The following is a 23658-nucleotide window of genomic DNA, read 5'->3' on the forward strand; positions in this document are numbered from 1 at the left end:
GTCAGTCCTCTGAAAGGGATTCGTTCGTGAAGGTCTTTTCATAGGTGGCACCCTTGGTCACGGTGTGACCGATGGTGCAGTTACGCTCGATGGCGCCCGATGCGCGACGAATCATCTTCTCGCGCTCTTCCTCATCCACGCTTGAGAGGTCCTGGATCAGTTCCACATCAAAGTGGGTGAAGCGATCTTCGCCTTCGAGGTACTGCGCGGAGACAGCCACGACCTGCTCAAAGTCTTCGCCAAGGCGATCGGTCAGACGCTTGTCGGACGACATTGCGTTACAGCCTGCGACCGCAATTTTCAGAAGTTCACCGGGAGAGAAACGGCCGGGGCCCTCACCAACCAGAACTTGGGCGCCACGAGGATTAGTCGCCGAGTACTGGCGGATGCCTTCACGCTGCAAGTAGAGGGCGGGGGACAAAACAGGGGTCTCTTGTGTTTCACTCATGCCATTATTCTCACCGATTATTCGCATCCGTGCGCGTTGAGAAGGCGATGAAGATATCACGAGAAAAAGTGGAATAAATCCGTTTTCGTCGCGTTTTTACCTTCCCAGTTGACGAGGCAGGTCAGACTTCGCTACTTCCGCGCTGAAGCCAGGCGGAAGCGAGCTTCAGCTCTTCATCGAGAATCTCATCGACGTGCTTCAACACTTCACTTTCAATGCGAGCGCCAAAGAAGGGAATTGCCACTTTCACTTCACCTTCAACCTGGCGAAGCGTTTCGCTCGACCCAGAAAAATGCGAGGTCATAGTGACTGTGACGGGCGCGCCCTCAAATGAGAGCTGCGTCGAGGCAGTGAGCGCGGCCTCGTGAACAAACTCTTCACTCAACGCAAGGCGCAACTCTCCGCGAATCATCTGACGCACTTGAGCTGGCAGAACACCAGGATCAACACTGCCGTGAGCTCGAACGCCCGAGGCGAAGTGTTCAACCTGAAGATCCTGACAAAAATGCGCGAAACGCCCACGGACAAAATCGGGGTCAACGCTCATTGCTTGAAAGTCGGCAAGGGGCACCGGATACGTCAACGACTTTGAAAACTCCATGGGCACTCATCTCTTCACGTTTTCCAACGGCTACTATCAATCCTATGAGAAGCCTGACACAACTGGCAGAGGTAGCCTCGAGCGATGCCCTGACCGAGAAGGACATTGAGTGGCTCCACCTGCTCCTCGCAGACTGGCAAGTCCTTGCAGACTTGAGCGCAGCAGACCTTGTTCTCTGGCTTCCCACCGACGATGAACGTTTCATCGCAGTTGCCCACTCTCGACCGGCAACATCAACAACCGTTCACATCGATGACATCATCGGCCTCCACCTACCCGTAGCGCGCGAAATCGAATTCCGTCGCGCGATCGCAACCGGACAAGTCGTTAAATCCCCGGCTGCACGCTGGGCAGGCACCTACTCGATGATGGAAACCTGCATCCCCGTCCTTCACGATGGGCGCGTCATCGCAGTTGTCACCCGCGAATCCAACCTTTCTTCACCGCGATTCTCCCTAGGCTTTGACTCGTGGGCAGCCCAGGTCTCAGACAACCTCTGCCAGATGATCTCGCGCGGTGAATATCCCTATGACACGACCCCCGCGGTGACTGCTCGTGGCGTCCCGCGTGTCCTCGATGGTGTCATCCTGATCGACCCCGACGGCAAGGTCCTCGAAACAACGCCGAACGCCACCTCGTGTTTGCGACGCCTCGGTATCCGCAACGCAGTGCGAGGCAAGATCCTCGCCCAAGAGATCACCAACGTGATCGCCGACGAATCCATGATCGAAGAATCCATGGCGGTTGTCGTCATGGGACGTGCCTCGTGGCGAACCGAAATCTCAAGCCATGCTTCCACCATTACGATGCGCGCTCTCCCCCTCACGGAAGGCCGTACGCGTCTTGGAGCCGTCATTCTGACGCGCGACATTTCTGAAGTTCGACGTCGTGAACAGGAACTCATGACGAAAGATGCGACGATCCGCGAGATCCACCACCGCGTGAAGAACAATCTGCAGACCGTTTCGGCTCTGCTTCGACTGCAATCGCGTCGCTCGGAACGCCAAGATGTCAAGGATGCGCTCGCGGAGGCAGAACGTCGAGTTCAGGCAATCGCAACGGTCCACGCGGCCCTATCTCAGAACGTCGATGAAACTGTTGACTTTGACGAGGTCGCGCGCTCGGTTCTGCGTCTTGCGGGTGCGGTCGCTGTTACTGATCGAAGCGTGGAAGTTATTACCGACGGTTCCTTCGGGGTTATTGCCGCTGATCAAGCTCAAGCTCTAGCAACCGTTTTGAACGAACTGGTCACAAACTCTGTTGAACACGGTCTGGCAGAACGTGATGGAACGATTGTCGTGTCCGTTCAACGCGAGGGTGAAACGATGACGGTCAAGGTCGCTGATGACGGCGTCGGTTTTGAACCGGGAACCCCGATGAGTGGTCTGGGAACTCAAATTGTCAAGCAGATGGTGCGTGGTGACCTGAATGGTTCGATTGACTGGTCGTTGCGCCCCGAAGGTGGAACGGTTGTCACCTTGAAGATTCACTTGGATGAGGTCTGATTCCGAACGGATGTGTGCCTAGTAGGTAAGGGGCGTTAAAAGCGTGTGGGGGTCGGCTCTCAAGAGCGACCCCCACACGCTGAACGTTTAAATCAGGATGCGCGTCGTGCACGTGCTGCACGACGCTTGAGCGAACGACGTTCCTCTTCGCTCAAGCCACCCCACACACCAGAATCCTGGTTGTTTTCGATTGCCCACTGCAGACAGGTCGCTTCGACTGAGCAGCTGTGGCACACGGCTTTGGCTTCCGCGGCCTGAGCAATTGCCGGACCTGTATTTCCGATCGGGAAAAACAGTTCGGGGTCAACACTCAAGCAGGCAGCCTTACTCCGCCAGTCCATTTCACAGCTCCTTGGATTCGTTCACGCATTTTCGACTGCGCCCATTGGCGCGCCGAATTCCATTGATAAGTGTCGGTGAATAAATGTGCGGGGGCAAGAGGTGCAGGGCATAACCCATCAAAATTTGGTGTGCAAGTTGTCACGTCGGTGCTCAGAGCAACTCAATGCAACTCGATCGAAGTGTCCAGCGACACGAATAATGCCTGTGTTTTCCTTCCACCGTCGGGCAAAAAGTGAGGTTTGGAGCCGATTTGTCGAGTGTTTGAAAGATCGTATGAAATCTGGTGGCGGATCAATGATGAGAAGGTTCGTTTGCTCTTGGATAGCCAGACGAGGCCATTGAGTAGGACTCAGAGTCTCAATGTGTGGATTGTTAATGCCGAGTGAAGTGAGGTTGTGTCTCAAAATTGTCTGAATTACCTGCGACTCGTTATGCATAATTATCCAATCCGAAAGCCTCTTGTTCTGTTCAGGCTGGGTGTGCGCAGTGAATAGGTGTGTGCAGACGTAGACGTCGAAGTCCTCCCACCCGGGGCCAATCAATAGCTGAGCACTATCTGGGTGGGTGAAACCTCCGTAGCAATCTTTGGTCGGTGCAACAAGCGATGCCTCCGCTCCCCGGTTTTTCTTCGCGAGGTCTGTTGAAGGAAAAAGAGCCAGGGTTCGCTGATGATCCGCTTCAACCCACCACTGGCCAGGTTCGCACGGCTCCTCGGTCGCGGACGAGGCGCGATAGTGAGGTTCGGACGTATCGGGTCGTTCAATGAGGAGCGAAGCCAGTGAACGATCGAAGCGAGTAAGAGGGTGAGTATCGAGGCTTCCCATGATGAAGACAACGCCACGTTGGGTACATTCTTCGATTCCGTTCGTCCAGATCTCTTCGGCAACAACAAGTCCGTAGATTCGTTCAAGTTCGTGGCGAGAGGCCGCGATGTCAGTGATTGCAATGATTCGAGGAGTATGGTGTTTCGCTTGCTCGAACAGGGTGGCAATATCTTGACCTTCCCGGATCGTTAGTCCACGGGTAGTGGGCGAGGGGGGTGCCTGAGCATCAATCAGGTCGATCTCCCACGATGAGTGGGTTGAAATCCGAGTTGCTATCTGGCGAACAAGTGAGCCAGTTTCGGTTGTGTGATGTGCTGGGGCGCGGACGATGATGTTCCCGCTTTTCCATCTCACGGGTGTATGTGCTCCAGAATCGACACCATCGCCCAGCCCAAGCGGTACTCCTGCAACGTGTGGAGCTTCTTTCGAAAGGAGGTCGAGCTCTTCCCAAGTGATGGACGGAGGAAGGAATGGAGCCCACGCCAATGGTTTCCACTGTTCGTTCTGAGTCGTCGTGCGCGGTATTGATGTGTCGCAACTCTTCGGCGCACAGTGTGGATCTGCGCGTTGCGCAGCGGTCGTGCTGTTGGGGCTCCATGCGCATTGAAAAAGCCCGCGATCAGCCCAGATTGCTCTTCCGGGAATCCGTTCGAGGTGAGAGGCCCTCGCATCGCCAATCACGTCGATTGAATCTGAATCCGACAGGCAACGAAGCGCAATGCGGATATCGATGTTTGCTCGCATGGCAGAGCTGACGGCTCCGCCGGGACGTTGTGTAGCGATAATCAAATGCACGCCCAGTGAGCGTCCTTGGGCTGTAAGTCGGTTGATGATGACGCTTCCATCTTTGTGTGCGTCGACGAGGACTCTGAATTCGTCGATGACGATGATAATTCTGGGCGGTGGACAGGTGGCGGTACCGTCACGATGAGCGCGGGCCCAGGTTGCATAGTCGGGGAAACCAAGGTGCGAGAACTCTTGTTCGCGTCGCAGAAGTAGCGATGTTAATCCTCTGAGAGCCCTTCGCGTCTGGGCGGGATCGAGGTCAGTGAACACTCGGTCGACGTGTGGAGCCGACTCGAAGCGGTGAAAGGTTGCTCCTCCCTTGTAATCAATCAGGATCATGCGTATTTCTGCTGGCGTGTATGTGCTGATTAAGGCTTGAATCCAGGTGATGAGGGCTTCTGACTTCCCCGATCCCGTTGTGCCTGCCAGCAACGCGTGCGGTCCATCATTGACGAGGTCAATGGTGAGGGTGCCGGCGTCATTGACTCCGATGGGGATGCTTAAATGTGTTCCATCGTGGCTGGAATTGCCGGTGGTGTGTGCAAGCAATGAACACAAATCGACGCTGGTGGGCAAGGATGAGCCGGTGGATACGGGTTCAAACTGCTCCCACCAGCGTGGAGCGCATGACATTCGTTTTTCAACGTTGAGGGTGCACCAGGGCGGAACATCTTCTAATCCCATGCCAATGGCAACGTGCCAAGGATTGTCATCGCGTTCCCGATCGCTCAGAGAGGCGGGCGCAGTATCCAAGGACGCCATGCAGTGGGGACACTGGTGGCCACGCATGATGTGGATTGTTGGTCCGCCGTTGCCAAACGCGTATTCCTCTGAGGAGTCTGTGATGACGTATCCGCCACGAGATACTGCGATGATGTTGCCAGCAATCCACGATGCGGTGGCGCGTGCGTCGTCTCCGATACACGCGATTGCACAGGGCGAATCGAGCCGGAGCGTGAGTCGACGGAGGGAGCCGGGGAAAGAAACGCGCACTCTTTGATTGATTGGATATGTATCTTGAGGTGTCCTGTTCGTTCTGCGTTGCCAGCGATCAGGATGCGAGCGTTGCCTAGCGGTGTGTCCGCCACGTGCAGATTGTCCTTGCGCTTGAAGAAAAGCCAGCATGATGGCAAGCCCAGCTGGGTCGAGTCGAACGTGCTGTTTCTTTCGTCGCAGACGAATTCCCAGCGTCACCAGGACGAGTCCGACGGCCAAAGCTCCTAGTCCGTATGTAACGTAACGGAAAGATCCCAGCCGGACGCCTAAGAATAGCGCCATTGTGATGAAGGGGAAGAAAGCAAGGAAAGTGCGCATGGACACTTTTCGGCTTTCCTGCCATGTGTATTTTCGAGGCCTGCCACGCAGGACGAATGTATCGCGTCCTAAATGCAGGACCATCCGTCGCCGGAACTTTCGAGGCTTCCCTTGTACCCGACGACGCAGTAGTCCCAAGGTCAACAGGGTTCCATTTGTTGAGCCCGTATCGTAAAGACGAAACCCTTTCTTTGCCCGAATGATGTTCGCGTGATCGCGCGATATCTGCTGGTCGACGATGAAATGATCGCGGCCTCGTCCCACGGAAGACGGAAGAGGGAAAACGAGACCAGCGTCCACTCCGCGCACACAGGCTAAATGCATGGGAGATGCCATGGCTTGTAGCGCGATGTCACTCATCATTCCTCCTTCAGTGTCAGTGTGGCGAGGGAAGAAGCAGGGAAACAAACGCAAAAGAGACGAATTGTGGATAACTTGAAAAGTATCCACAGGCATGCCTGCAAAGACATTCCTCCATGGCTAATGGAACAATGAATCCATGAGTGAAACAGAGTCTCTAAAGAAACGTCACGACGGCCTTGTCCGGGTCATCCAACGGGCGAATGCCGCCTACTACGACTCTGACTCACCCGAAATGTCAGATGCTGACTACGACATTATTTTCCGCGAGCTCGAGGAACTCGAACGCGACCACCCCGAACTTGTCACCCCGGATTCTCCCGCCGCGAGTGTTGGCGGCACCGCCGACCAGACAACAACCACGATCCGTCACCTGGCTCAGATGACGTCCATTAACGACGTCTTTTCTTTCGAAGAACTCGGCGAATGGGAAGCTCGGATGCGGGCAGATTCTGGGCTCGATGAAGTTCAGATGACAACCGAGGTCAAGATTGACGGTCTTGCCATCAACCTGACATACGTAGACGGCAAACTCGTCAGCGCGGCCACCAGGGGCGACGGGTTCGTCGGTGAAGACGTGCGCTCAAACGCTGACAAGATCGCGACTATTCCGCAGTCAATGCAGGGGAAAAATATTCCGCACCGCATTGAAATCCGCGGAGAGGTCTACATCCCGATCGCTGATTTTGAAAAACTGAATGCTGATATCGAAGCCGAAAATGCCTGGCGTATCGCCGAGAACGGTCGCCGTGAAGTCGCCAACGCAACCCTGGATGCGGATAACGCGCAGATCGCCCGAAAGAACAGAGAGATTCGCGCGCAGAACAAGGATGCCCTTGGCGGGTTTCAGACTCCGCTACTTGAAAAGAAGAAGCGTCAGCGTCCCTTGCCGATGCTTTCCACGTTCGTGAATCCGCGTAACGCGGCGGCTGGCACCCTTCGTTTGAAAGAAACATCCGCCGACGAGGTCACACAGGGCCCCGACTACGAGATTCAGCTACGCGCACGCGCGTTGCAAGACCAACGTGTTTCATCGTTGTCCATGCTTGCGCACGGTATCGGATTCGTTGAAGAGGGGGATAGTTTCTCGGCGCCTACCACTCAGTGGGAACGATACCTTCAGCTCAAAGAATGGGGTTTCACGGTTCCAGATCAGACGCGTCTGCTGACGGGGCTCGATCAGATTGTTGCCCGTATCGGCGAGTTAGGGAAGCAACGCTCTCAGATGGACTACGGCATCGACGGTGTCGTCATGAAAGTGAACGATGTTGCCCTTCAAGAAAGCATGGGGTTCACGTCGCGCGCACCCAGGTGGGCGGTCGCGTACAAGTTCCCGCCCGAAGAGGTCCACACTAGGCTCCTCGATATCCGTGTCCAGGTTGGGCGCACCGGCAGGGTGACTCCGTTTGGCGTCATGGAAACAGTACTGGTTGACGGTTCCAATGTTTCGCGAGCAACGCTCCACAACGCCGAGGAAGTTCAACGTAAGGGCGTTCTGATCGGCGATATCGTTGTCCTGCGTAAAGCGGGGGATATCATTCCGGAAATCTTAGGCCCGGTGTTGGCTGCGCGAACAGGGGAAGAACGCGCTTTCGTCATGCCGACCGCGTGCCCTTCGTGCGGTAGCCCGCTTTTAGCTGAGAAGGACGGGGATGTGGACCTTCGATGTCTGAATAAGGCACACTGTCCTGCTCAGCTGACCGAACGAGTTGCCCACTTGGGTGCTCGTTCCGCGTTGGATATTGAAGGTTTGGGTGGGGAAGTTGCGATGGCTCTGACCCAACCTGAAAACCTCAGAGAAGATGTTGCTTCCGCACTTGTAGCGGGCCACGATGTGTTCTTAGAAGATGGAACGCGACTGCGTCTTGATAATGCTGACGATCTTTCTCCGGCGGATCAACTGGCCAGCGCGGAAGCTCTTCTGCCAGCCCCGCAGACTCCGGTGCTCCACGGCGAAGCGCAAATCTTTGACCTCAAGGCCGAAGACCTTCGTGACGTGTTCGTATGGAGGGCTGTTAAAGACGATGACTCCGATGTGTCACACTACAAGCAGGTTCGCTTCTTCTGGACAAAAGCATTCATTGCCAAAAAGGACAAGGACGGGGACACAACGTATGTACCTCGTGAAACGGAAGCCTCGAAGGGAACTCTTGCCCTTCTTGACGAGCTAGAAAAAGCAAAGTCCGCTCCGCTGATGCGAGTTCTTGTTGCCCTGTCGATTCGCCACGTCGGTCCGACGGCTGCCCGTGCAATTGCAGATCATTTCGGTTCGATGGATGCCGTTCGCAACGCCTCACTTGATGAACTATCAGGAATCGAGGGCGTCGGACCGGTCATCGGCGGGGCCCTGATTGATTGGTTTAGTGTCGATTGGCATCAGGAACTCGTTGAGCAATGGAGTCACGCTGGTGTGAAGATGGCTGATCAGCCACCGCAGCAGGTGTCGCAGGTTCTTGCCGGGCTCACGATTGTTGTCTCGGGAACGATGCCCGGTTATGACCGTGAAGGCGCGAAGGAGGCAATCGTGGCGCGCGGTGGTAAGGCAGCCGGTTCTGTTTCGAAGAAGACATCGTTGGTCGTCGCAGGTCCGGGCGCAGGGTCAAAGGCTACAAAGGCCGAGGCTCTGGGGGTGCCCGTGATCGATGAGACACGCTTTAATGACCTGCTGAACGGTGGGCTTGAAGCCTTGAATCTCGGATGAAAACGTGTCTGAGCGTTGCCGGCCGGTAGCTCAGATGGGTTTTAGACCATGAATTCAAAGGGATGCAGAAGATACTCGGTGATACGAGTGAGCATATTCCGGCCTTCCCATTCGCCGATCGTGTATTGACGAGCGGTGGTGAGGTCGTTGTCGAAGATTTCTTCCATGTGCTGGGCAAGCTCGCGCGAATGGAATTGCATATTGACTTCGTGGTTGCCTCGCATGGAGAGGCGGTCGATGTTGGCAGTACCGATCGTTGACCACATGCCGTCGATGCTCATCGTCTTGGAGTGAACCATGGCGTGCTGGTAGAGCCAGATCTCGATGCCTTCGCGAAGCAGGGAGCCGTAGTAGGGGCGTGCTACCCAGTCAGCCATGATGTGGTTGGAGTATTCGGGGATCAGAACCTTGACCTTCACTCCGCGTTTTGCTGCTGCGATCAGGGCTTGAAGAATCTCTTTATCGGGGATGAAGTAGGCGGTGGTAATCAGAATGTGGCTGGTCGCGCGCTCGATCGCGTCGATGTACATTCCACGAATCGGGTAGAGGATTCGCTGGGGTGCATTGAATGCGGCGGTGACTTCTGCATGCCACTTCTTCGCTCCGGTGTCGGGCAACTGGGGCGCACGATGGGGTTTGAAGTGATTCCAGAAATCGACGAACCCGTTTTCTAGCTCCCACACGGCATCGCCAGTCACGCGAACGTGGGTATCGCGCCATTCGTTGGCGAAGGGGTTGCCAATGTTGTAGCCACCGACGAATCCAACGGTGGAATCAACAACGAGGATCTTGCGATGGTCCTGGCCCGTGTTCCGCAGATTCAAAGTCAAGAGACCAGAACGAATCGCGGGGAAGCGACGAACCCATAGGTGTGGAATATCGGGGAAGAAATAGAAGCGTGGATCTTGATTGAGAACTCCAAAACCGTCGTACACGCAGTAGACGTTGACTCCACGTCGGGCTGCTGCGATGAGCGCGTCTTTAAAACGCTGGCCCCATTCGTCTGCGCGCCAAATGAATGATTCAAAGTAAATATGGTCTGTCGCGTTCTGGATTGCGTGGAGCATATCCGCGTATAGGGAATGCCCCTCCGTATAGGTTCGCACCATGCCACGTGGGATTTGTATGTCAGCTGGTTCGAGGGTCGGGAATCCGTGTCGGCCACCGGGGACACGTTGCTTACGCATATGGTCGACGGCGTGGACGGTGACGATGGCGGTTGCCTGTGCGATGGTGATGCCGATCGCCGTCTTCTTCATCAGTCCTAAGGTTTCGGCGCTGATGAGTCTTTTACGCGGGAATCTCATGAAGCTGATTCTACGGCCTCGTGTGGATTACGGCGTGGGCGCGAATCCCGCTTATTAGTGCTAGGCGCTAAGATTGCAACTATGTCACGAATCAGTACTGACGAGGTCGCCCGCGTCGCGGAGCTGGCCCGAATCGCATTGACTCCAGGCGAAATTGAACGTATTGCTGGGGAGCTCGACGTTATCGCTACTTCAGTTGCTAAGGTGTCCGAGGTCGCGACCCCGGATGTTCCCGCAACCTCTCACCCGATTCCGCTGACGAATGTCTGGCGTGAAGATGTGGTCACAGAAACTCTTGACCGTGATGAAGTTCTTTCGCAGGCGCCTGCAAGCGAAGATGGGATGTTCCTTGTTCCGCAGATCCTGGGGGAGGAATGATGAACGAACTGCTGAAGAAGTCCGCGCTTGAGCTGGCTGACATGCTGGCCGCAGGTCAGATCACGTCGGTTGAACTGACAACTGCGTGCTTGGACCGTATTGAGGCACTGAATCCTAAGATCAATGCTTTCCTTTTCATCGACCGCGAGGGCGCTCTGAAGACCGCGGCCGAGGTTGATGCGAAGCGCCAGGCCGGCGAGGAACTGCACCGCCTTGCGGGTATTCCGATTGCTTTGAAGGACAACATGGTGACCCGTGGAATCCCGACGACGTGTGCGTCGAAGATTCTGGGCGATTGGCGTCCTCCGTATGACGCAACGATCGTGAAGAAGATCCACGAAGCTGGTCTGCCGGTCGTTGGTAAGACGAATATGGATGAGTTCGCAATGGGCTCGTCGACCGAGCACTCCGCGTTCGGTCCGACCCTGAACCCGTGGGATATCGAGCGTATTCCCGGTGGTTCTGGTGGCGGTTCCGCTGCTGCGGTTGCTGCTTACATGGTTCCGCTGGCGCTGGGCTCTGACACCGGTGGTTCGATCCGCCAGCCGGGTGCAGTGACGGGCACGGTTGGTGCGAAGCCGACCTATGGTGCTGTTTCGCGTTACGGCCTGATTGCCATGGCCTCGTCGCTTGATCAGATTGGTCCGGTTACCCGCACCGTCGCTGACGCTGCAGTTCTGACCGAGCTTGTGGGTGGCTATGATCCGCTCGATTCCACGTCTCTCAACGAGCCTGTTGGGAACCTCGTCGACGGCGTTGAAACTGTCGCAGGCACCAAGTCCATGGCTGGCCTGAAGGTAGGCGTGGTGAAGGAACTGTCGGGCGAAGGCTACGAAGCCGACGTTCTTAAAGCCTTCAACGCGACCGTGAAGAAGCTTGAAGAATCTGGCGCAGAGGTGAAAGAGGTGTCGTGCCCGAGCTTCGACTATGCGCTCGCGGCCTACTACCTGATCATGCCGGCTGAGGTTTCTTCGAACCTTGCTCGCTTCGATGGTATGCGTTACGGCATTCGCGTTGAGCCCTCCGAGGGGCCCGTGACTGCTGAGCGCGTGATGGCTGCAACCCGTGAAGCTGGCTTCGGCGACGAGGTCAAGCGTCGTATCATCCTCGGCACGCACGTCCTGTCGGCCGGCTACTACGACGCCTACTACGGCAGCGCTCAGAAGGTTCGTACCCTGATCCAGCGCGACTTTGCGCGTGTTTTCGAAGAGGTCGACGTTCTTGTTTCGCCGACCGCTCCGACGACGGCGTTCAAGTTCGGCGACAAGATTGACGACCCGATGGCGATGTACCTCAATGACATTGCGACGATCCCGGCGAACCTCGCCGGTGTCCCCGCGATGAGTGTTCCGAATGCGCTTTCGTCCGAAGGACTGCCGATCGGCTTCCAGATTATTGCGCCTGCGCACCACGATCTGAAGATGTACCAAGCTGCTGCTTTGGTTGAAGCGCTCAGTGATGATGTGGCGGGCGCTTGCCCGGCGAGCTCTTGGGAGGAAAACTGATGAGTGAACTCATGGATTACGCGGATGTGACCGCGAACTTTGATCCGGTTCTTGGCATCGAGGTTCACGTTGAGCTCGGTACGAAGACGAAGATGTTCGATGCGGCGCCGAATGCCTTTGGTGGAGACCCGAACACCTACGTTACTCCGGTTTCGCTGGGTCTTCCCGGGTGTCTTCCGGTTGTGAACCACACTGCAGTTGAATACGCGATCAAGATCGGTCTTGCGCTGAACTGTGAAATCGCAGAGTACTGCCGTTTTGCGCGTAAGAACTACTTCTACCCGGACTTGACGAAGGCATTCCAGACGTCGCAGTTTGATGAGCCGATTGCTCACGATGGTTACGTGGATGTCGAGCTTGAAGACGGTAGTCTGTTCCGCGTTCAGATTGAGCGCGCACACATGGAAGAAGACGCAGGTAAGAACACGCATGTCGGTGGTGCTGAGGGTCGTATTCACGGAGCCGATCACTCGCTGGTTGACTACAACCGTGCGGGCGTTCCGCTGGTGGAGATCGTGACCCGCCCGATCGAAGGTGCAGGGGAGCGTGCTCCTGAGGTGGCTGCTGCCTACGTTCAGACTCTGCGTGATATTTTCCGTGCGCTCGGTGTGTCCGAGGCTCGTATGGAGCGCGGTAATGTTCGAGCAGATATCAACGTTTCTCTTCGCGATACTCCGGAATCTCCTCTGGGTGTTCGTACGGAAACGAAGAATGTGAACTCGTTCCGCGGTATCGCTAGCGCTGTTCGCTACGAGATGCAGCGTCAGGGTGCGATCCTTTCTGCCGGTGGGTCGGTGAACCAGGAAACCCGTCACTTCCACGAGGAAGACGGTTCCACCTCGCAGGGCCGCGATAAGTCGGATGCTGAAGACTACCGTTACTTCCCCGAGCCGGACCTGGTTCCTGTTGCTCCTTCGCGCCAGTGGGTTGAGGAACTGCGTGCCTCGCTTCCTGAGCTTCCTGTTGCGAAGCGTCGTCGCTTGCGCGAAGAGTGGGGCTATGCCGATATGGAGATGCGCGATGTCATCAACGCTGGTGCGTTGGAGATTATCGAGGCCACCGTTGAGGCTGGTGTCGATCCTGCGTCCGCTCGTAAGTGGTGGATGGGCGAACTCAGCCGTCGCGCGAAGGAACGCGAACTGTCGCTCGAAGATATGCCTGTCACGCCCGCTCAGATTGCTGAGTTGCAGGGCTTGATCGATTCTGGTCGCATCAATGACAAGCTTGCTCGTCAGGCGCTGGAAGGCGTTTTGGCTGGTGAAGGCTCGCCGACCGAGGTTGTCGAGGCTCGCGGTCTTGAGGTTGTTTCTGACGACGGTGCGCTTTCGAAGGCTGTTCAGGATGCGCTGGATGCCAATCCTGATGTGGTCGAGAAGATCAAGGGTGGCAAGGTCGCAGCTGCTGGCGCACTTGTGGGGGCTGTCATGAAGGCGACACGTGGTCAGGCGGACGCAGCTCGCGTGCGTGAACTCATCATGGAGATGGTGGGAGCCTGAAGCGTCGCGCTTGATTGAAGTGTCGCTGGGCGGTGGATGATAATCCACCGCCCAGCTTTCTATTCCCTCAGGCCCGTGAGTGGCCTCGTTGATGGCGAAAACTGAGCGTATGGCGCACGAATGACATGGCTGTAATTTGGTGAAAACCCTGGATTTCTGCGGGAGATAGATATCGTGCAGTCATTGAGTTTATGTCGTGAATTCAATATAACGGTTTAGTTACAGTTCGTGTAGATAAGGCTTTTTCGCCCTCCGCACAGTGCACACTATGAGTCATGGAAATGCGCCAACGGTGGTGACTTTCCATCACACAACTATCTGTCAACAGTTCAGCGGAGAACCAATGACCAACACACGTCGTGAGCGCATCGTCCTGGAGATGCGCAACATCACGAAGGTCTTCCCGGGTGTCGTCGCACTTGATGACGTCAACCTCCAGGTACGCAACGCTGAGATCCACGCGATCTGTGGCGAGAATGGTGCTGGCAAGTCGACCCTGATGAAAGTGCTGTCGGGCGTGCACCCGCACGGCACTTACACGGGCGACATTTTCTACGAAGGCAACGAAGTTCGATTCTCGAACATTCGCGACTCTGAAAAAGCCGGCATCGTCATCATTCACCAGGAACTTGCTCTTATCCCGCAGCTCAGCGTCGCTGAGAACATGTTCATGGGCAACGAGGTCAAGAAACACGGCGTCATCGATTGGAACGAAACCAAGCAACGCGCCCTTACGTACATGGCCGAAGTTGGATTGGATGAAAACCCAGACACTCTGATTAAAGACATGGGTGTCGGTAAGCAGCAGCTTGTTGAAATTGCCAAGGCACTTGCAAAGGACGTCAAGCTCCTGATCCTCGACGAGCCCACTTCGGCACTCAACGAGGAAGAATCAGCCCACCTTCTCGACCTGATGCGCAAGCAGCGCGAACGCGGCGTCGCGATGATCATGATCTCGCACAAGCTCGACGAAGTTGCTGCCGTCTCTGATGCCATCACGGTTATTCGTGACGGCAAGACGGTCGGCTGGATGGACGCCGACAAGGAAAAGATCGACCAGGACGAGATCATTCGCCTGATGGTCGGTCGTTCCCTTGAAAACCGCTACCCGGACAAGAAGTCGCATCCGGGCGAAGTGAAGTTCGAGGTCAAGGACTGGTGGGTACGCCATCCGCTGAACTCCGAGCGTTTCGTCTGCAAGGGCTCGTCCATCAACGTCCGTGCCGGTGAAGTGGTCGGCCTTGCGGGTCTGATGGGTGCCGGTCGTACAGAGCTGGCTCGTTCCGTCTTCGGTCATTCCTACGGTATCCACGAGGGCGGCGAAGTCTTTATCGACGGCAAGAAGGTGAAAGCGAACTCCGTCCCTGAAGCTATCGACGCTGGCATTGCTTACCTTTCTGAAGACCGCAAGATGCTGGGTCTCAACCTTCTGGAACTGATCCACCAGTCGGTTGTTTCAGCCAAGCTTTCGAAGATCCGCCACCACGGCGCGTTGAACATCGAAGAGGGCAAGAAATTCGCTGAAGAATCCCGTCAGAACCTGCGTATTAAAGCGCCCTCAGTGATGACGGGCGTGGGAACGCTTTCCGGAGGTAACCAGCAGAAAGTCGTCCTTGCAAAGTGGATGTTCACTGACCCCGAGGTTCTCATCTTGGATGAGCCAACCCGCGGCATTGACGTCGGTGCGAAGTACGAGATCTACACGTTCATCCAGGAGCTTGCCGCTCAAGGAAAGGCTGTTCTGGTGATCTCGTCCGAACTCCCTGAGCTTCTGGGCATCACAGACCGCATCTACACCATTTTCGAAGGCGAAGTGACGGGGTGCGTGCCCACCGAGCAGGCAGATCAGGAAAGCCTGATGCACCTGATGACGTCCACCTCATCCACTCCCACTGGCAGCAACGAAAACTGAAAGCTAAAGGCACTTCAATGAAGAAGAATCTCACAGCACTATTCGGAGGAGACTTCCGACAAATCGGAATGATCGCTGCTCTGGCGGCGATTGCCCTGTTCTTCCAGTTCAAGACGGACGGCAAGGTCTTCCAAGCACAGAACTTGATGAACCTGGTCATGGGTAATACCTACGTCCTCGTTCTCGCCATCGGCATGGTTCTGGTCATCATTGCCGGCCACATTGACCTGTCAGTCGGTTCTGTCGCAGCAACCGTCGGCATCGTCGTTGCCGTTGCTATGCGTGATTGGGCCCTCAGCCCCGTCTTGGCCATCGTTTTGGGTATCGGCGTCGGTCTGCTCATCGGCATCTGGCAAGGCTTCTGGGTTGCAAAGTGGGGAATCCCCGCCTTCATCGTGACCCTGGGTGGCATGCTCCTCTTCCGCGGTACTAACCAGCTGATCGGCAAGTCTTTGACGGTCCCGGTTCCCGAACTGTTCCAGACCCTCGGCGCTGGCTACCTGCCCGATATCGCTCCGGATGTTATTCCCTTCAACCTGCCGACCATGATCCTGGCTGTCATCGCAGTCCTAGCGATCGTCTGGAAGGAAATCTCCGGCGTGAAGGCTCGTCAGCAGTTCGAAGCTGAGCCGGCCCCGATGTGGGTTCCGATTGTTCGCATGGTTGTCCTCGGTGGCGCAATCCTGATCGTCGCCTGGATCTTTGCAACGGGTCGCCCCGGCACCTCGTTCCCAATCCCCGGTGTTATCGTCGTCATCCTGGCTCTGATCTACTCGTTCATCGCTGACCGCACGGTCCTCGGTCGCTCGATTTACGCCATCGGTGGCAACAAGGCTGCTGCAGAACTGACCGGTGTGAAGGTCATCAAAACGAACTTCTTCGTCATCTGCAACTCCGCATTCCTCGCCGCAGTTGCGGGAATGCTGTTCATCGGCCGTTCGACGGCCTCGGGTCCTGCTGACGGTAATGCATGGGAACTCGACGCCATTGCCGCCGTGTTCATCGGCGGTGCCGCCGTTTCCGGTGGTGTTGGCACGATCATGGGCACCATGGTTGGCGCACTTGTCATGGCCTTCCTGAACAATGGCCTTCAGCTGATGGGCGTGGGCTCCGACTGGACGCAGATCATTAAGGGCCTCGTCCTCTTGATCGCAGTCGCCGTTGACGTCTACTCGAAGCGCCAGGGCAAGCGTTCCATCATTGGCACCTTCCAAAATGCCTTGAGTAATCAAAAGGCAGTTCGGCAAAGCGAAACAAAGACTCCCTCCAAGTGATGATCGGGCGGTAAGGAGAAACCGTATCGCCATGTCAACAACGGGCTCAACAAACGTTGAGTCATCCACAAAGCGTAGATATTCCCAAGCAAGCCAGCTGGGGAACATCGAATGAATCATCAAGAATCACCAAACAAACACACGAAAGAAGAGACAATGAAGACTCTGAAGAGTGCGGTTGCCATCAGCGCAGCGGCAGCGATGGCATTCTCTATGGCAGCTTGTGGTGCCCGTGATACGGGTAGCTCATCGGGCGATCAGTCCGGCGCAGCGGCCTCGGCTGACAAGATGTCGGTCGGCATCGCAATGCCACAGAAGACCTCGCAGAACTGGGTTGAGGCTGAAGACATGTTCAAGGCCAGCTGCGAAGAGCAGGGCATTGAATGCACCATTCAGTTCGCAAACGGTGGCGTTGCTGAGCAGCAGAACCAGGTTGCAGCCATGATCGAAAATGGCGTGCAGGTTCTGGTGATCGGCGCAATCGACGGTTCGCAGCTGGGTACCCAGCTGAAGGCAGCCAAGGATGCCGGCATCAAGGTCATCGCATACGATCGTCTGCTGACGAACACGACCGACCTTGACTACTACATCGCCTACGACAACTTCGGTGTTGGTCAGCTTCAGGGCAAGGCATTGCTTGAAGGTCTCGAAGCCAACGCTGGCGAGAGCCCGTGGGATATCGAGCTCTTCGGTGGCTCCCCGGATGACTCGAACTCCTTGAAGTTCTTCGGTGGCGCAATGGACGTCCTCCAACCGAAGATTGATGATGGCACGCTGGTTGTGAAGTCCGGGCAGACCGAATTCACGCAGGTCGCCACCCAGGGCTGGTTGCCGAAGAATGCTCAGGACCGCATGGCAGCACTGCTGACCTCGACCTACCAGGGCGACGCGGTTCCGGATGGCGTTCTTTCCCCGAACGACACCCTTGGCCGCGCAATCATCACCGCTGTTGAGCAGGCCGGCAAGCCGGTTCCGGTTGTGACTGGTCAGGACTCCGAAGACGAGTCGGTCACCTGGGTCACCCAGGGCAAGCAGTACTCCACCATCTTCAAGGACACTCGTCCGCTGGTGAAGGCAACTGTTGATCTTGCTATCCAGCTCGCCAAGGGCGAGGCAGCCCCGAAGGTCGACGGCGCAACCCTCGACGATTCCCAGTACGAGTCGATGGAAGGCAACCCGGTCAAGTCCTTCCTGCTGACCCCGAAGATTGTCACCAAGGACAACGCTGCAGACGTCTACAAGGATGACTCGCACCGCATGGAGCTCGTCAACGCTGCCAAGTGATTGACCCGCTAGGTATCGCCTAGTTTTCTCACCTTTGGTTTCGCCCTCGTCGGTTTTTCGGCGGGGGCGAAACTCGTGTATGCCAAGGCGCTCAAGCGTCGTTCGCGCAAACACGTTGCGCGCCGTGACAGGGGTATAACGGCCAGTTGGTCGCCGAAAAGAAGTGACGAGGCCGGGAGCGTTTACAGCGCGATATGTGAAGCGCCAGTGATAGCGGCTATGAGTTCGTCGGTTGAGGTATCACGCGAGTTGAAGGAACCGTTGTTGTGTCCGTGACGGAGAACTTCGACCCTGTCGGCACTAGCTTGAACGTCGGTCAGATTATGGGAAATGTAGATGACCCCCATTCCCATATCGCGCAGGTGCTCAATCAGGATGAGTACTTCCGCAGTTTGTGCCACGGACATAGAGGCCGTGGGCTCGTCGAGGATCACCAGACGCGGGTGAGTCACCAGGGTGCGCGCGATTGCAACGCATTGACGCTGTCCGGCGGTGAGCTGGAAAAGGGGGACTCGCACGTCGGGGATATGCGAACCCAACTGATCAAGATATTGGCGTGCTTTGAGTTCCATGCCCTCGTCATCAAGGGCGCGGTGCGAGAACACTTCACGCCCAAGGAAAATATTCGATACAACGTCCAAGTTGTCGCAGAGCGCAGTTTCTTGGAAGACGGTGGCAATACCGAGTTTCAATGCGTGCTGCGGGGAATCGATGCTGATTTCTTCCCCGTCGAGCGCGATCGTTCCCTCATCCGGAGGAAAAACTCCTGAGAGCATGCGGGCGAGCGTTGACTTCCCTGCCGCATTGTCGCCGACAAGGGCAACGACTTCGTGACGGTTCACGATGAAATCAACGTTAACGAGTGCTTCAACACCGCCGAACGTTTTTGTAAGTCCCCGTACTTCAAGAAGGGGAGCGCCTTGGATCGTCATTGGTCCTCCTGGCGGTGAGTTGAATAGCTGGGAACAAAAGCGTCTTGTGCAAGGATCATCGCGCCGATGGCTTCGGCATCAGCGCCGAGCTTCGACGGATAGGCCGTGATTCCTTCGTCGCGCAGGTAGGGGCGTTCGAAGAGAGCGTTTTGAATAGGGGACAAGAATGTGTCTCCCGCATTCATCAGCTCACCACCGACAGCGACGGCTTCGAGATCGAATACCGTGACAAGGTCAGAGATGACTCGTCCGATTGCGCTTCCTGCGTCAGAAAGAACCTGCTGGCATCCGGGGTCACCTTCATTCGCGTGTGACAGTAGGTCACGCAGTGTCATGGGACCTCGTGACAGGCGAAGAAGGTCAACAAGGTAGTCCGCCCCAACAACCGTGTTCAGACAGCCACGAGCACCGCACGTGCAGATAGGACCGTGAGGATCAACGATAACGTGCCCGATTTCCCCGGCAATACCGGTGGCACCGGAATAGGCTTTTCCGTCGACCAAAATTCCCGCGCCGGTTTGATACGAGGCTCGGATATAGGCGCACGATGAGAACCCGCGTAGCGAACCAAATCGGTTTTCAGCGGCAACAGCAGCGTTCGCGTCGTTCATCACGATCGTGTCGCGTCCAAGTCTGCGTTGGAAGACCTCAGCAATGTTGATGTCTTCCCAGCCTCGCATGATTCCCTTTCGGGTCAGAGTGCCCGTTTTCGGGTTAATAGGGGCAGGTAAAGCAACACCGATACCAGCAAGATCATCCAGCGATTGCCCTGCCTGTTCAAGAAGGTCAAGAACCAGAAGCGTTGCTCGGTCGAGCGTCGTATCAGCCTTATGGTCGACCGGTAGTGGCAGAACTTTCGTGAATTCGCTGGTGCGGGACTCGTCGGAGATGTAAATATCCAGTGCTCTGCGTCCGATTGAGATACCCGCGGTAAGAGTTGACGATTGTGTGAGCGAAACCAGTTGAGCGCGCCTGCCCGAACGAATCGTTGACGTGAGTTCAACGCTTCCTTGTGCCGAGAGCTGTTTAATGATGTTCGAAATGGTTGCGGGAGCAAGACCTGTTGCTGCCGATAGCTCGACCTGGGTGATACGCCCGTACTTTCGGATCGCGTCAAGAACGCGCGCGGAATTTGCCTCGCGGAGCGAGGATTGAGATCCGGATCGGGCGTTCAAACGTGGCACGTTTCTAGGATAGTCAGTGAAGTGGGCTGATGCGTGGATGCCCGCTGGGCGAATCGGTTCAAAAATGTGCGTTGAACTGTCAAGATGGTGCACTATAGGAAAACAACACGAGCCTTTGTGCGTTCATATTCCACTCAACGAGGAGAGCGAAGTGAGCCGACTACCCTTTGACGCTTCACGCTTAGGTCAAGCGGGAATCATGGGAATCCTCGTTCTTGCCCTGATGATCTTCTTCCAGTTCATCACGGGATCGCACATGCTGGCGTCTGCGAACTTGCAGAATATCGTCACCGGTAACGCTCATATCTTTGTCCTCGCTATCGGCATGGTCCTGGTGGTGACGATCGGTCAGCTGGATTTGTCAGTTGGCTCCGTCGCGGCGTTCTCATCAATGTCCATGGCGATCATCATTGCCAATCTTGGCTTGCCCTGGTGGGTTGGCCTTCTTCTTGGCATGCTGATCGGAACTTTTATTGGCTTGATTCAAGGCCTGTTTGTTGCGAAGGTCGGTTTGCCTGCTTTTATTGTCACCGTTGGTGGAATGATCATTCTGCGCGGTGGAGTCCAGTGGGAATCTCAGGCATTGTCGGTGCCACTTCCTCACAGATTTCAAACGCTAGGTTCGGGTTATCTGCCTTCTTGGGGGAGCATATTCGGCATCGATACGGCAACGGTGATCGTGGGTGTCATTACTGCCGTGGTAGCGGTTACCTCGATTGTTCGTACCTATTTTCGCCGGCGCGCTCGGCTAGGACTGCGGGGAGTTGATTATCGACCCTGGGTGAAGTCCGCGATTGTCGTCGTGCTGGTGGGGGTCTTCACCTGGCTGTTTGGTACGGGACGTGAAGGAACATCTTTCCCCGTTCCGGGTGTGGTGGTTCTTGTTCTGATTTTCATCTACCACTTCATGTTGACGAGGACCCAATTTGGTCGCCATCTTCAAGCTGTCGGCGGAAACATTCAGGCGGCATCCCTTTCCGGTGTGCGTGTGACGAAGATTCAATGCCTTGTCATGGTGAATATGGGGATGCTGTCGGCGCTCGCGGGCATGATGTTCGCAGGCCGGGCGACGGCTGTGGGGCCTCAAGATGGTCTCTTATGGGAGCTTGAAGCTATCGCTGCCGTGTTCATCGGCGGAGCGGCAGTTGCCGGTGGTCGCGGGTCGGTTTTCGGTGCTGTCCTTGGTGCCACGCTGATGGCGGTTCTTTCGAACGGGCTGTTGCTTGTTGGACTCGGCTCTGATCGTGCTCAGGTAGTGAAGGGCATCGTTCTTCTTGCTGCTGTGACCCTTGATGTCTACGGGAAGAAACAGTCTCCGCTCCACGAGCTTTCGCGAACGCAATTCAGCTTCTAGAGCCTGTTCGTTTATGCCTCTGTCACCTTCTCGCCTGCTATCTCTGCCAAGAGCAACGATGAACGGGCACGTGTCGGTGTCATCGATTCGTTGGTGTGCCCGGCCTCGTGAATCGAGAGTTGTGCGTGCGGAACAGTGGGAACTCCTTAGCGCCCAACTAAAACGGGACGATCGCGAAGGTAGGAAATCACGCTGGCGTTACGTAGCTAATTGTTGACAATTGTCCACCTGGTGATGCGCACTATCCGTTCTGTCGGCACGTACGTACTATGGGAACAACGATTGATCTACGGCCAGCGCCGATCGAAAAGAGAGAGCACCATGCGAACTTCTCCGTCATACACCGCCTCATACCGCGTTGAAATCGACGAAGCGAAACTATCTATTGGATCGCTTGTCGAAGCGGTATCAAAAACCGGTGCTCAGGTGAGAGGCCTCGACGTCGCCGATTCCAACCGAGGCCGAATGGTTCTCGACCTCACCTGCGACCTGCGCGATTCGGAGCACCGTCGCGAGGTTCGCAATCTGCTGAAGGGGCTGGTAGGTGTCACACTGTCGTCTACTGCAGACCAGACTTTCCTTGCTCACGTCGGTGGCAAGATCGAAATCAACTCGAAGGTTCCGCTCCGTAATCGCGACGACCTGTCTCGTGCGTACACGCCCGGCGTGGCCCGCGTCTGCACCGCAATCCATGACGTTCCTCAGAAGGCTCACCTTCTGACGATCAAGGCGAATACGGTTGCTGTCGTTTCTGATGGCACTGCGGTCCTCGGCTTAGGAGATATTGGCCCGGAAGCGGCTCTTCCTGTCATGGAAGGTAAGGCGGCTCTGTTTAAGGAATTCGGCGGTGTGGACGCATGGCCGGTCGTTCTTGACACGAAGGACACTGAAGAAATCATTTCGATTGTTAAGGCGATTGCCCCCGCATACGGTGGTATCAACCTTGAAGACATCTCCGCGCCTCGTTGCTTTGAAATCGAAGAACGCCTGCGTGCAGAACTCGATATCCCGGTCTTCCACGATGACCAGCATGGCACCGCTATCGTCGTGCTTTCCGCACTGATCAACGCGCTGAAGATTGTCAATAAGAAGATTGAAGACGTTCGCATCGTGGTGTCCGGCGTGGGTGCTGCAGGCAATGCGATTATTCGTCTACTTCTGGCGCAGGGGGCTAAAGACATCGTCGGTTACGGTCGCACGGGTGCACTTGCCGCCGACGATACTGAGGGCATGCACCCCTCGCGCAAGGCTCTTGCCGAGGCAACGAATCCGCGCCTCGTTCACGGAAATCTGAAGGAAGGTCTGAAGGATGCCGATGTCTTCATCGGTGTCTCGCACGGCGACATTTTGGATCCCGGCGATATTGCCACGATGGCTGACGGGGCAATCGTGTTCGCCCTAGCCAACCCGACGCCCGAAGTTGACCCGATTGGTGCGGGGGAGTACGCGGCGGTTGTTGCGACGGGCCGCTCCGATTACCCGAACCAGATCAACAACGTGCTGGCATTCCCAGGTTTATTCCGAGGCCTGCTGGATGCAAAGGTCAAGGAAATTACCACCGAGGTTTTGCGCGTCGCAGCAGTTGCTATCGCTGACGTCATCGAGGAAGAAGAGCTGTCATCCAGCTACATCATCCCCGGCGTTTTCGATGGACGTGTTGCTCCAGCGGTTTCGCGCGCGGTCCGCACCGCGGTTCGTGATCTGCCGACGCTGAATATTCCCGTCCAAGAGGACATAGATGCTTGAGGGCCTGCACCCTGTCGGCTGAACGTGCCTACAGCAAGGCGCTGCAACGTGGGTGTGCGTGTCACGTAGTGCGCGGCGCGTTCGCTGAATAATTGACGAGGTCCGGGTGGGCGCAGACATAAAGGCTGCGCCCACCCGGATTGTTTTCGTCTATAAACCTGCTCTGACGTGCGCAGATTACCGGATAATCTGGCGAGACCTGCGTCGCTTTTTGTCCGAATTCTTGTGTGTTGCGAAACAAACGCAGGTCACATTTTAGTGTTTTGATGCTGGTGCTGGCCTGTATTCGTTGAAATTTAGGGATTTTTTGCGGTGTGGTGTCGCTCGGATTGAAGCTTGCGCTGATTTGACGGTGTGGTGGGGGGTGGGTATTGTTTCTGTTGTTGCGCCGAGTGGTTGCAAGCT

At 56.1% G+C, this 23658-nt stretch carries 18 protein-coding genes; 10 read left to right on the top strand and 8 right to left on the bottom strand.

What is annotated here, in order from left to right:
- Position 1 precedes the first annotated feature (1 nt).
- Together QP503_RS08665 and QP503_RS08670 are read right to left on the bottom strand one after the other, a co-directional pair.
- Positions 2 to 448 (bottom strand): OsmC family protein, encoded by a 447-nt coding sequence (locus tag QP503_RS08665; RefSeq protein WP_103632423.1) that lies wholly within the window; start codon positions 446 to 448, stop codon positions 2 to 4.
- A gap of 121 nt (positions 449 to 569) precedes the next feature.
- Positions 570 to 1049 carry a DUF2505 domain-containing protein gene (locus QP503_RS08670; protein WP_006681817.1) on the bottom strand — a complete coding sequence of 160 codons (480 nt, stop codon included), beginning with the start codon at positions 1047 to 1049 and terminating at the stop codon, positions 570 to 572.
- Positions 1050 to 1093: 44 nt separating this feature from the next.
- Between QP503_RS08670 and QP503_RS08675 the strand changes: the two genes are divergently transcribed.
- Positions 1094 to 2554, top strand: a complete 1461-nt coding sequence (locus tag QP503_RS08675; RefSeq protein WP_006681816.1) for a sensor histidine kinase — start codon at positions 1094 to 1096, stop codon at positions 2552 to 2554.
- A gap of 92 nt (positions 2555 to 2646) precedes the next feature.
- On the opposite strand, the gene QP503_RS08680 is transcribed toward QP503_RS08675, so the two are convergent.
- Entirely contained in the window at positions 2647 to 2895 is a 249-nt protein-coding gene (locus QP503_RS08680; RefSeq protein ID WP_006681815.1) for a WhiB family transcriptional regulator, read from the bottom strand.
- A 117-nt stretch (positions 2896 to 3012) separates the two neighbouring features.
- Entirely contained in the window at positions 3013 to 6180 is a 3168-nt protein-coding gene (locus tag QP503_RS08685; protein ID WP_181002128.1) for a type VII secretion EssC family protein, read from the bottom strand.
- 139 nt (positions 6181 to 6319) lie between these two features.
- Here QP503_RS08685 and QP503_RS08690 point away from each other — a divergent pair, with 139 nt between their 5' ends.
- Positions 6320 to 8881: an NAD-dependent DNA ligase LigA gene (locus tag QP503_RS08690; RefSeq protein WP_103632414.1), complete on the top strand. Its 2562-nt coding sequence runs from the start codon at positions 6320 to 6322 to the stop codon at positions 8879 to 8881.
- Between the two features lie 41 nt (positions 8882 to 8922).
- Here the strand turns inward: QP503_RS08690 and QP503_RS08695 are convergent, their stop codons facing one another.
- Positions 8923 to 10140 carry a phospholipase D-like domain-containing protein gene (locus QP503_RS08695; RefSeq protein ID WP_219810907.1) on the bottom strand — a complete coding sequence of 406 codons (1218 nt, stop codon included), beginning with the start codon at positions 10138 to 10140 and terminating at the stop codon, positions 8923 to 8925.
- Positions 10141 to 10269: 129 nt separating this feature from the next.
- Here QP503_RS08695 and gatC point away from each other — a divergent pair, with 129 nt between their 5' ends.
- The 6 genes from gatC to QP503_RS08725 all read left to right on the top strand — a co-directional run bounded on the left by gatC (position 10270) and on the right by QP503_RS08725 (position 18037).
- Positions 10270 to 10566, top strand: a complete 297-nt coding sequence (gene gatC, locus QP503_RS08700; protein WP_040318742.1) for an Asp-tRNA(Asn)/Glu-tRNA(Gln) amidotransferase subunit GatC — start codon at positions 10270 to 10272, stop codon at positions 10564 to 10566.
- The gene (gene gatA, locus QP503_RS08705; protein ID WP_103632416.1) at positions 10566 to 12071 is read left to right on the top strand and encodes an Asp-tRNA(Asn)/Glu-tRNA(Gln) amidotransferase subunit GatA; all 1506 of its coding nucleotides are present in this window, start codon (positions 10566 to 10568) and stop codon (positions 12069 to 12071) included. Before gatC ends, gatA begins: the two co-directional genes overlap by 1 nt.
- Positions 12071 to 13567 carry an Asp-tRNA(Asn)/Glu-tRNA(Gln) amidotransferase subunit GatB gene (gene gatB, locus QP503_RS08710; RefSeq protein WP_103632417.1) on the top strand — a complete coding sequence of 499 codons (1497 nt, stop codon included), beginning with the start codon at positions 12071 to 12073 and terminating at the stop codon, positions 13565 to 13567. The genes gatA and gatB overlap by 1 nt, the downstream gene beginning before the upstream one ends.
- Positions 13568 to 13910: 343 nt before the next feature.
- Entirely contained in the window at positions 13911 to 15479 is a 1569-nt protein-coding gene (locus tag QP503_RS08715) for an ATP-binding cassette domain-containing protein (protein ID WP_103632418.1), read from the top strand.
- A gap of 17 nt (positions 15480 to 15496) precedes the next feature.
- Positions 15497 to 16753 carry an ABC transporter permease subunit gene (locus QP503_RS08720; RefSeq protein WP_006681807.1) on the top strand — a complete coding sequence of 419 codons (1257 nt, stop codon included), beginning with the start codon at positions 15497 to 15499 and terminating at the stop codon, positions 16751 to 16753.
- Between the two features lie 156 nt (positions 16754 to 16909).
- Positions 16910 to 18037, top strand: a complete 1128-nt coding sequence (locus QP503_RS08725) for a substrate-binding domain-containing protein (RefSeq protein ID WP_006681806.1) — start codon at positions 16910 to 16912, stop codon at positions 18035 to 18037.
- Positions 18038 to 18219: 182 nt separating this feature from the next.
- On the opposite strand, the gene QP503_RS08730 is transcribed toward QP503_RS08725, so the two are convergent.
- Both QP503_RS08730 and QP503_RS08735 read right to left on the bottom strand, forming a co-directional pair.
- Positions 18220 to 18969, bottom strand: coding sequence for an ATP-binding cassette domain-containing protein (locus QP503_RS08730; RefSeq protein WP_006681805.1), 750 nt, complete (start codon positions 18967 to 18969; stop codon positions 18220 to 18222).
- Positions 18966 to 20153, bottom strand: a complete 1188-nt coding sequence (locus QP503_RS08735) for an ROK family transcriptional regulator (protein WP_040318749.1) — start codon at positions 20151 to 20153, stop codon at positions 18966 to 18968. The genes QP503_RS08730 and QP503_RS08735 overlap by 4 nt, the downstream gene beginning before the upstream one ends.
- A gap of 151 nt (positions 20154 to 20304) precedes the next feature.
- Between QP503_RS08735 and QP503_RS08740 the strand changes: the two genes are divergently transcribed.
- The gene (locus tag QP503_RS08740) at positions 20305 to 21507 is read left to right on the top strand and encodes a sugar ABC transporter permease (protein WP_006681803.1); all 1203 of its coding nucleotides are present in this window, start codon (positions 20305 to 20307) and stop codon (positions 21505 to 21507) included.
- 321 nt (positions 21508 to 21828) lie between these two features.
- Positions 21829 to 23253, top strand: a complete 1425-nt coding sequence (locus tag QP503_RS08745) for an NAD(P)-dependent malic enzyme (protein WP_006681802.1) — start codon at positions 21829 to 21831, stop codon at positions 23251 to 23253.
- Positions 23254 to 23314: 61 nt separating this feature from the next.
- Here QP503_RS08745 and QP503_RS08750 read toward each other — a convergent pair.
- The coding region (locus QP503_RS08750; protein ID WP_285069767.1) for a hypothetical protein at positions 23315 to 23658 on the bottom strand (344 nt) is incomplete at its 5' end.

The organism is Pauljensenia sp. UMB0895, assembly GCF_030218905.1.
In the GTDB taxonomy this organism is placed as follows: domain Bacteria; phylum Actinomycetota; class Actinomycetes; order Actinomycetales; family Actinomycetaceae; genus Pauljensenia; species Pauljensenia turicensis_A.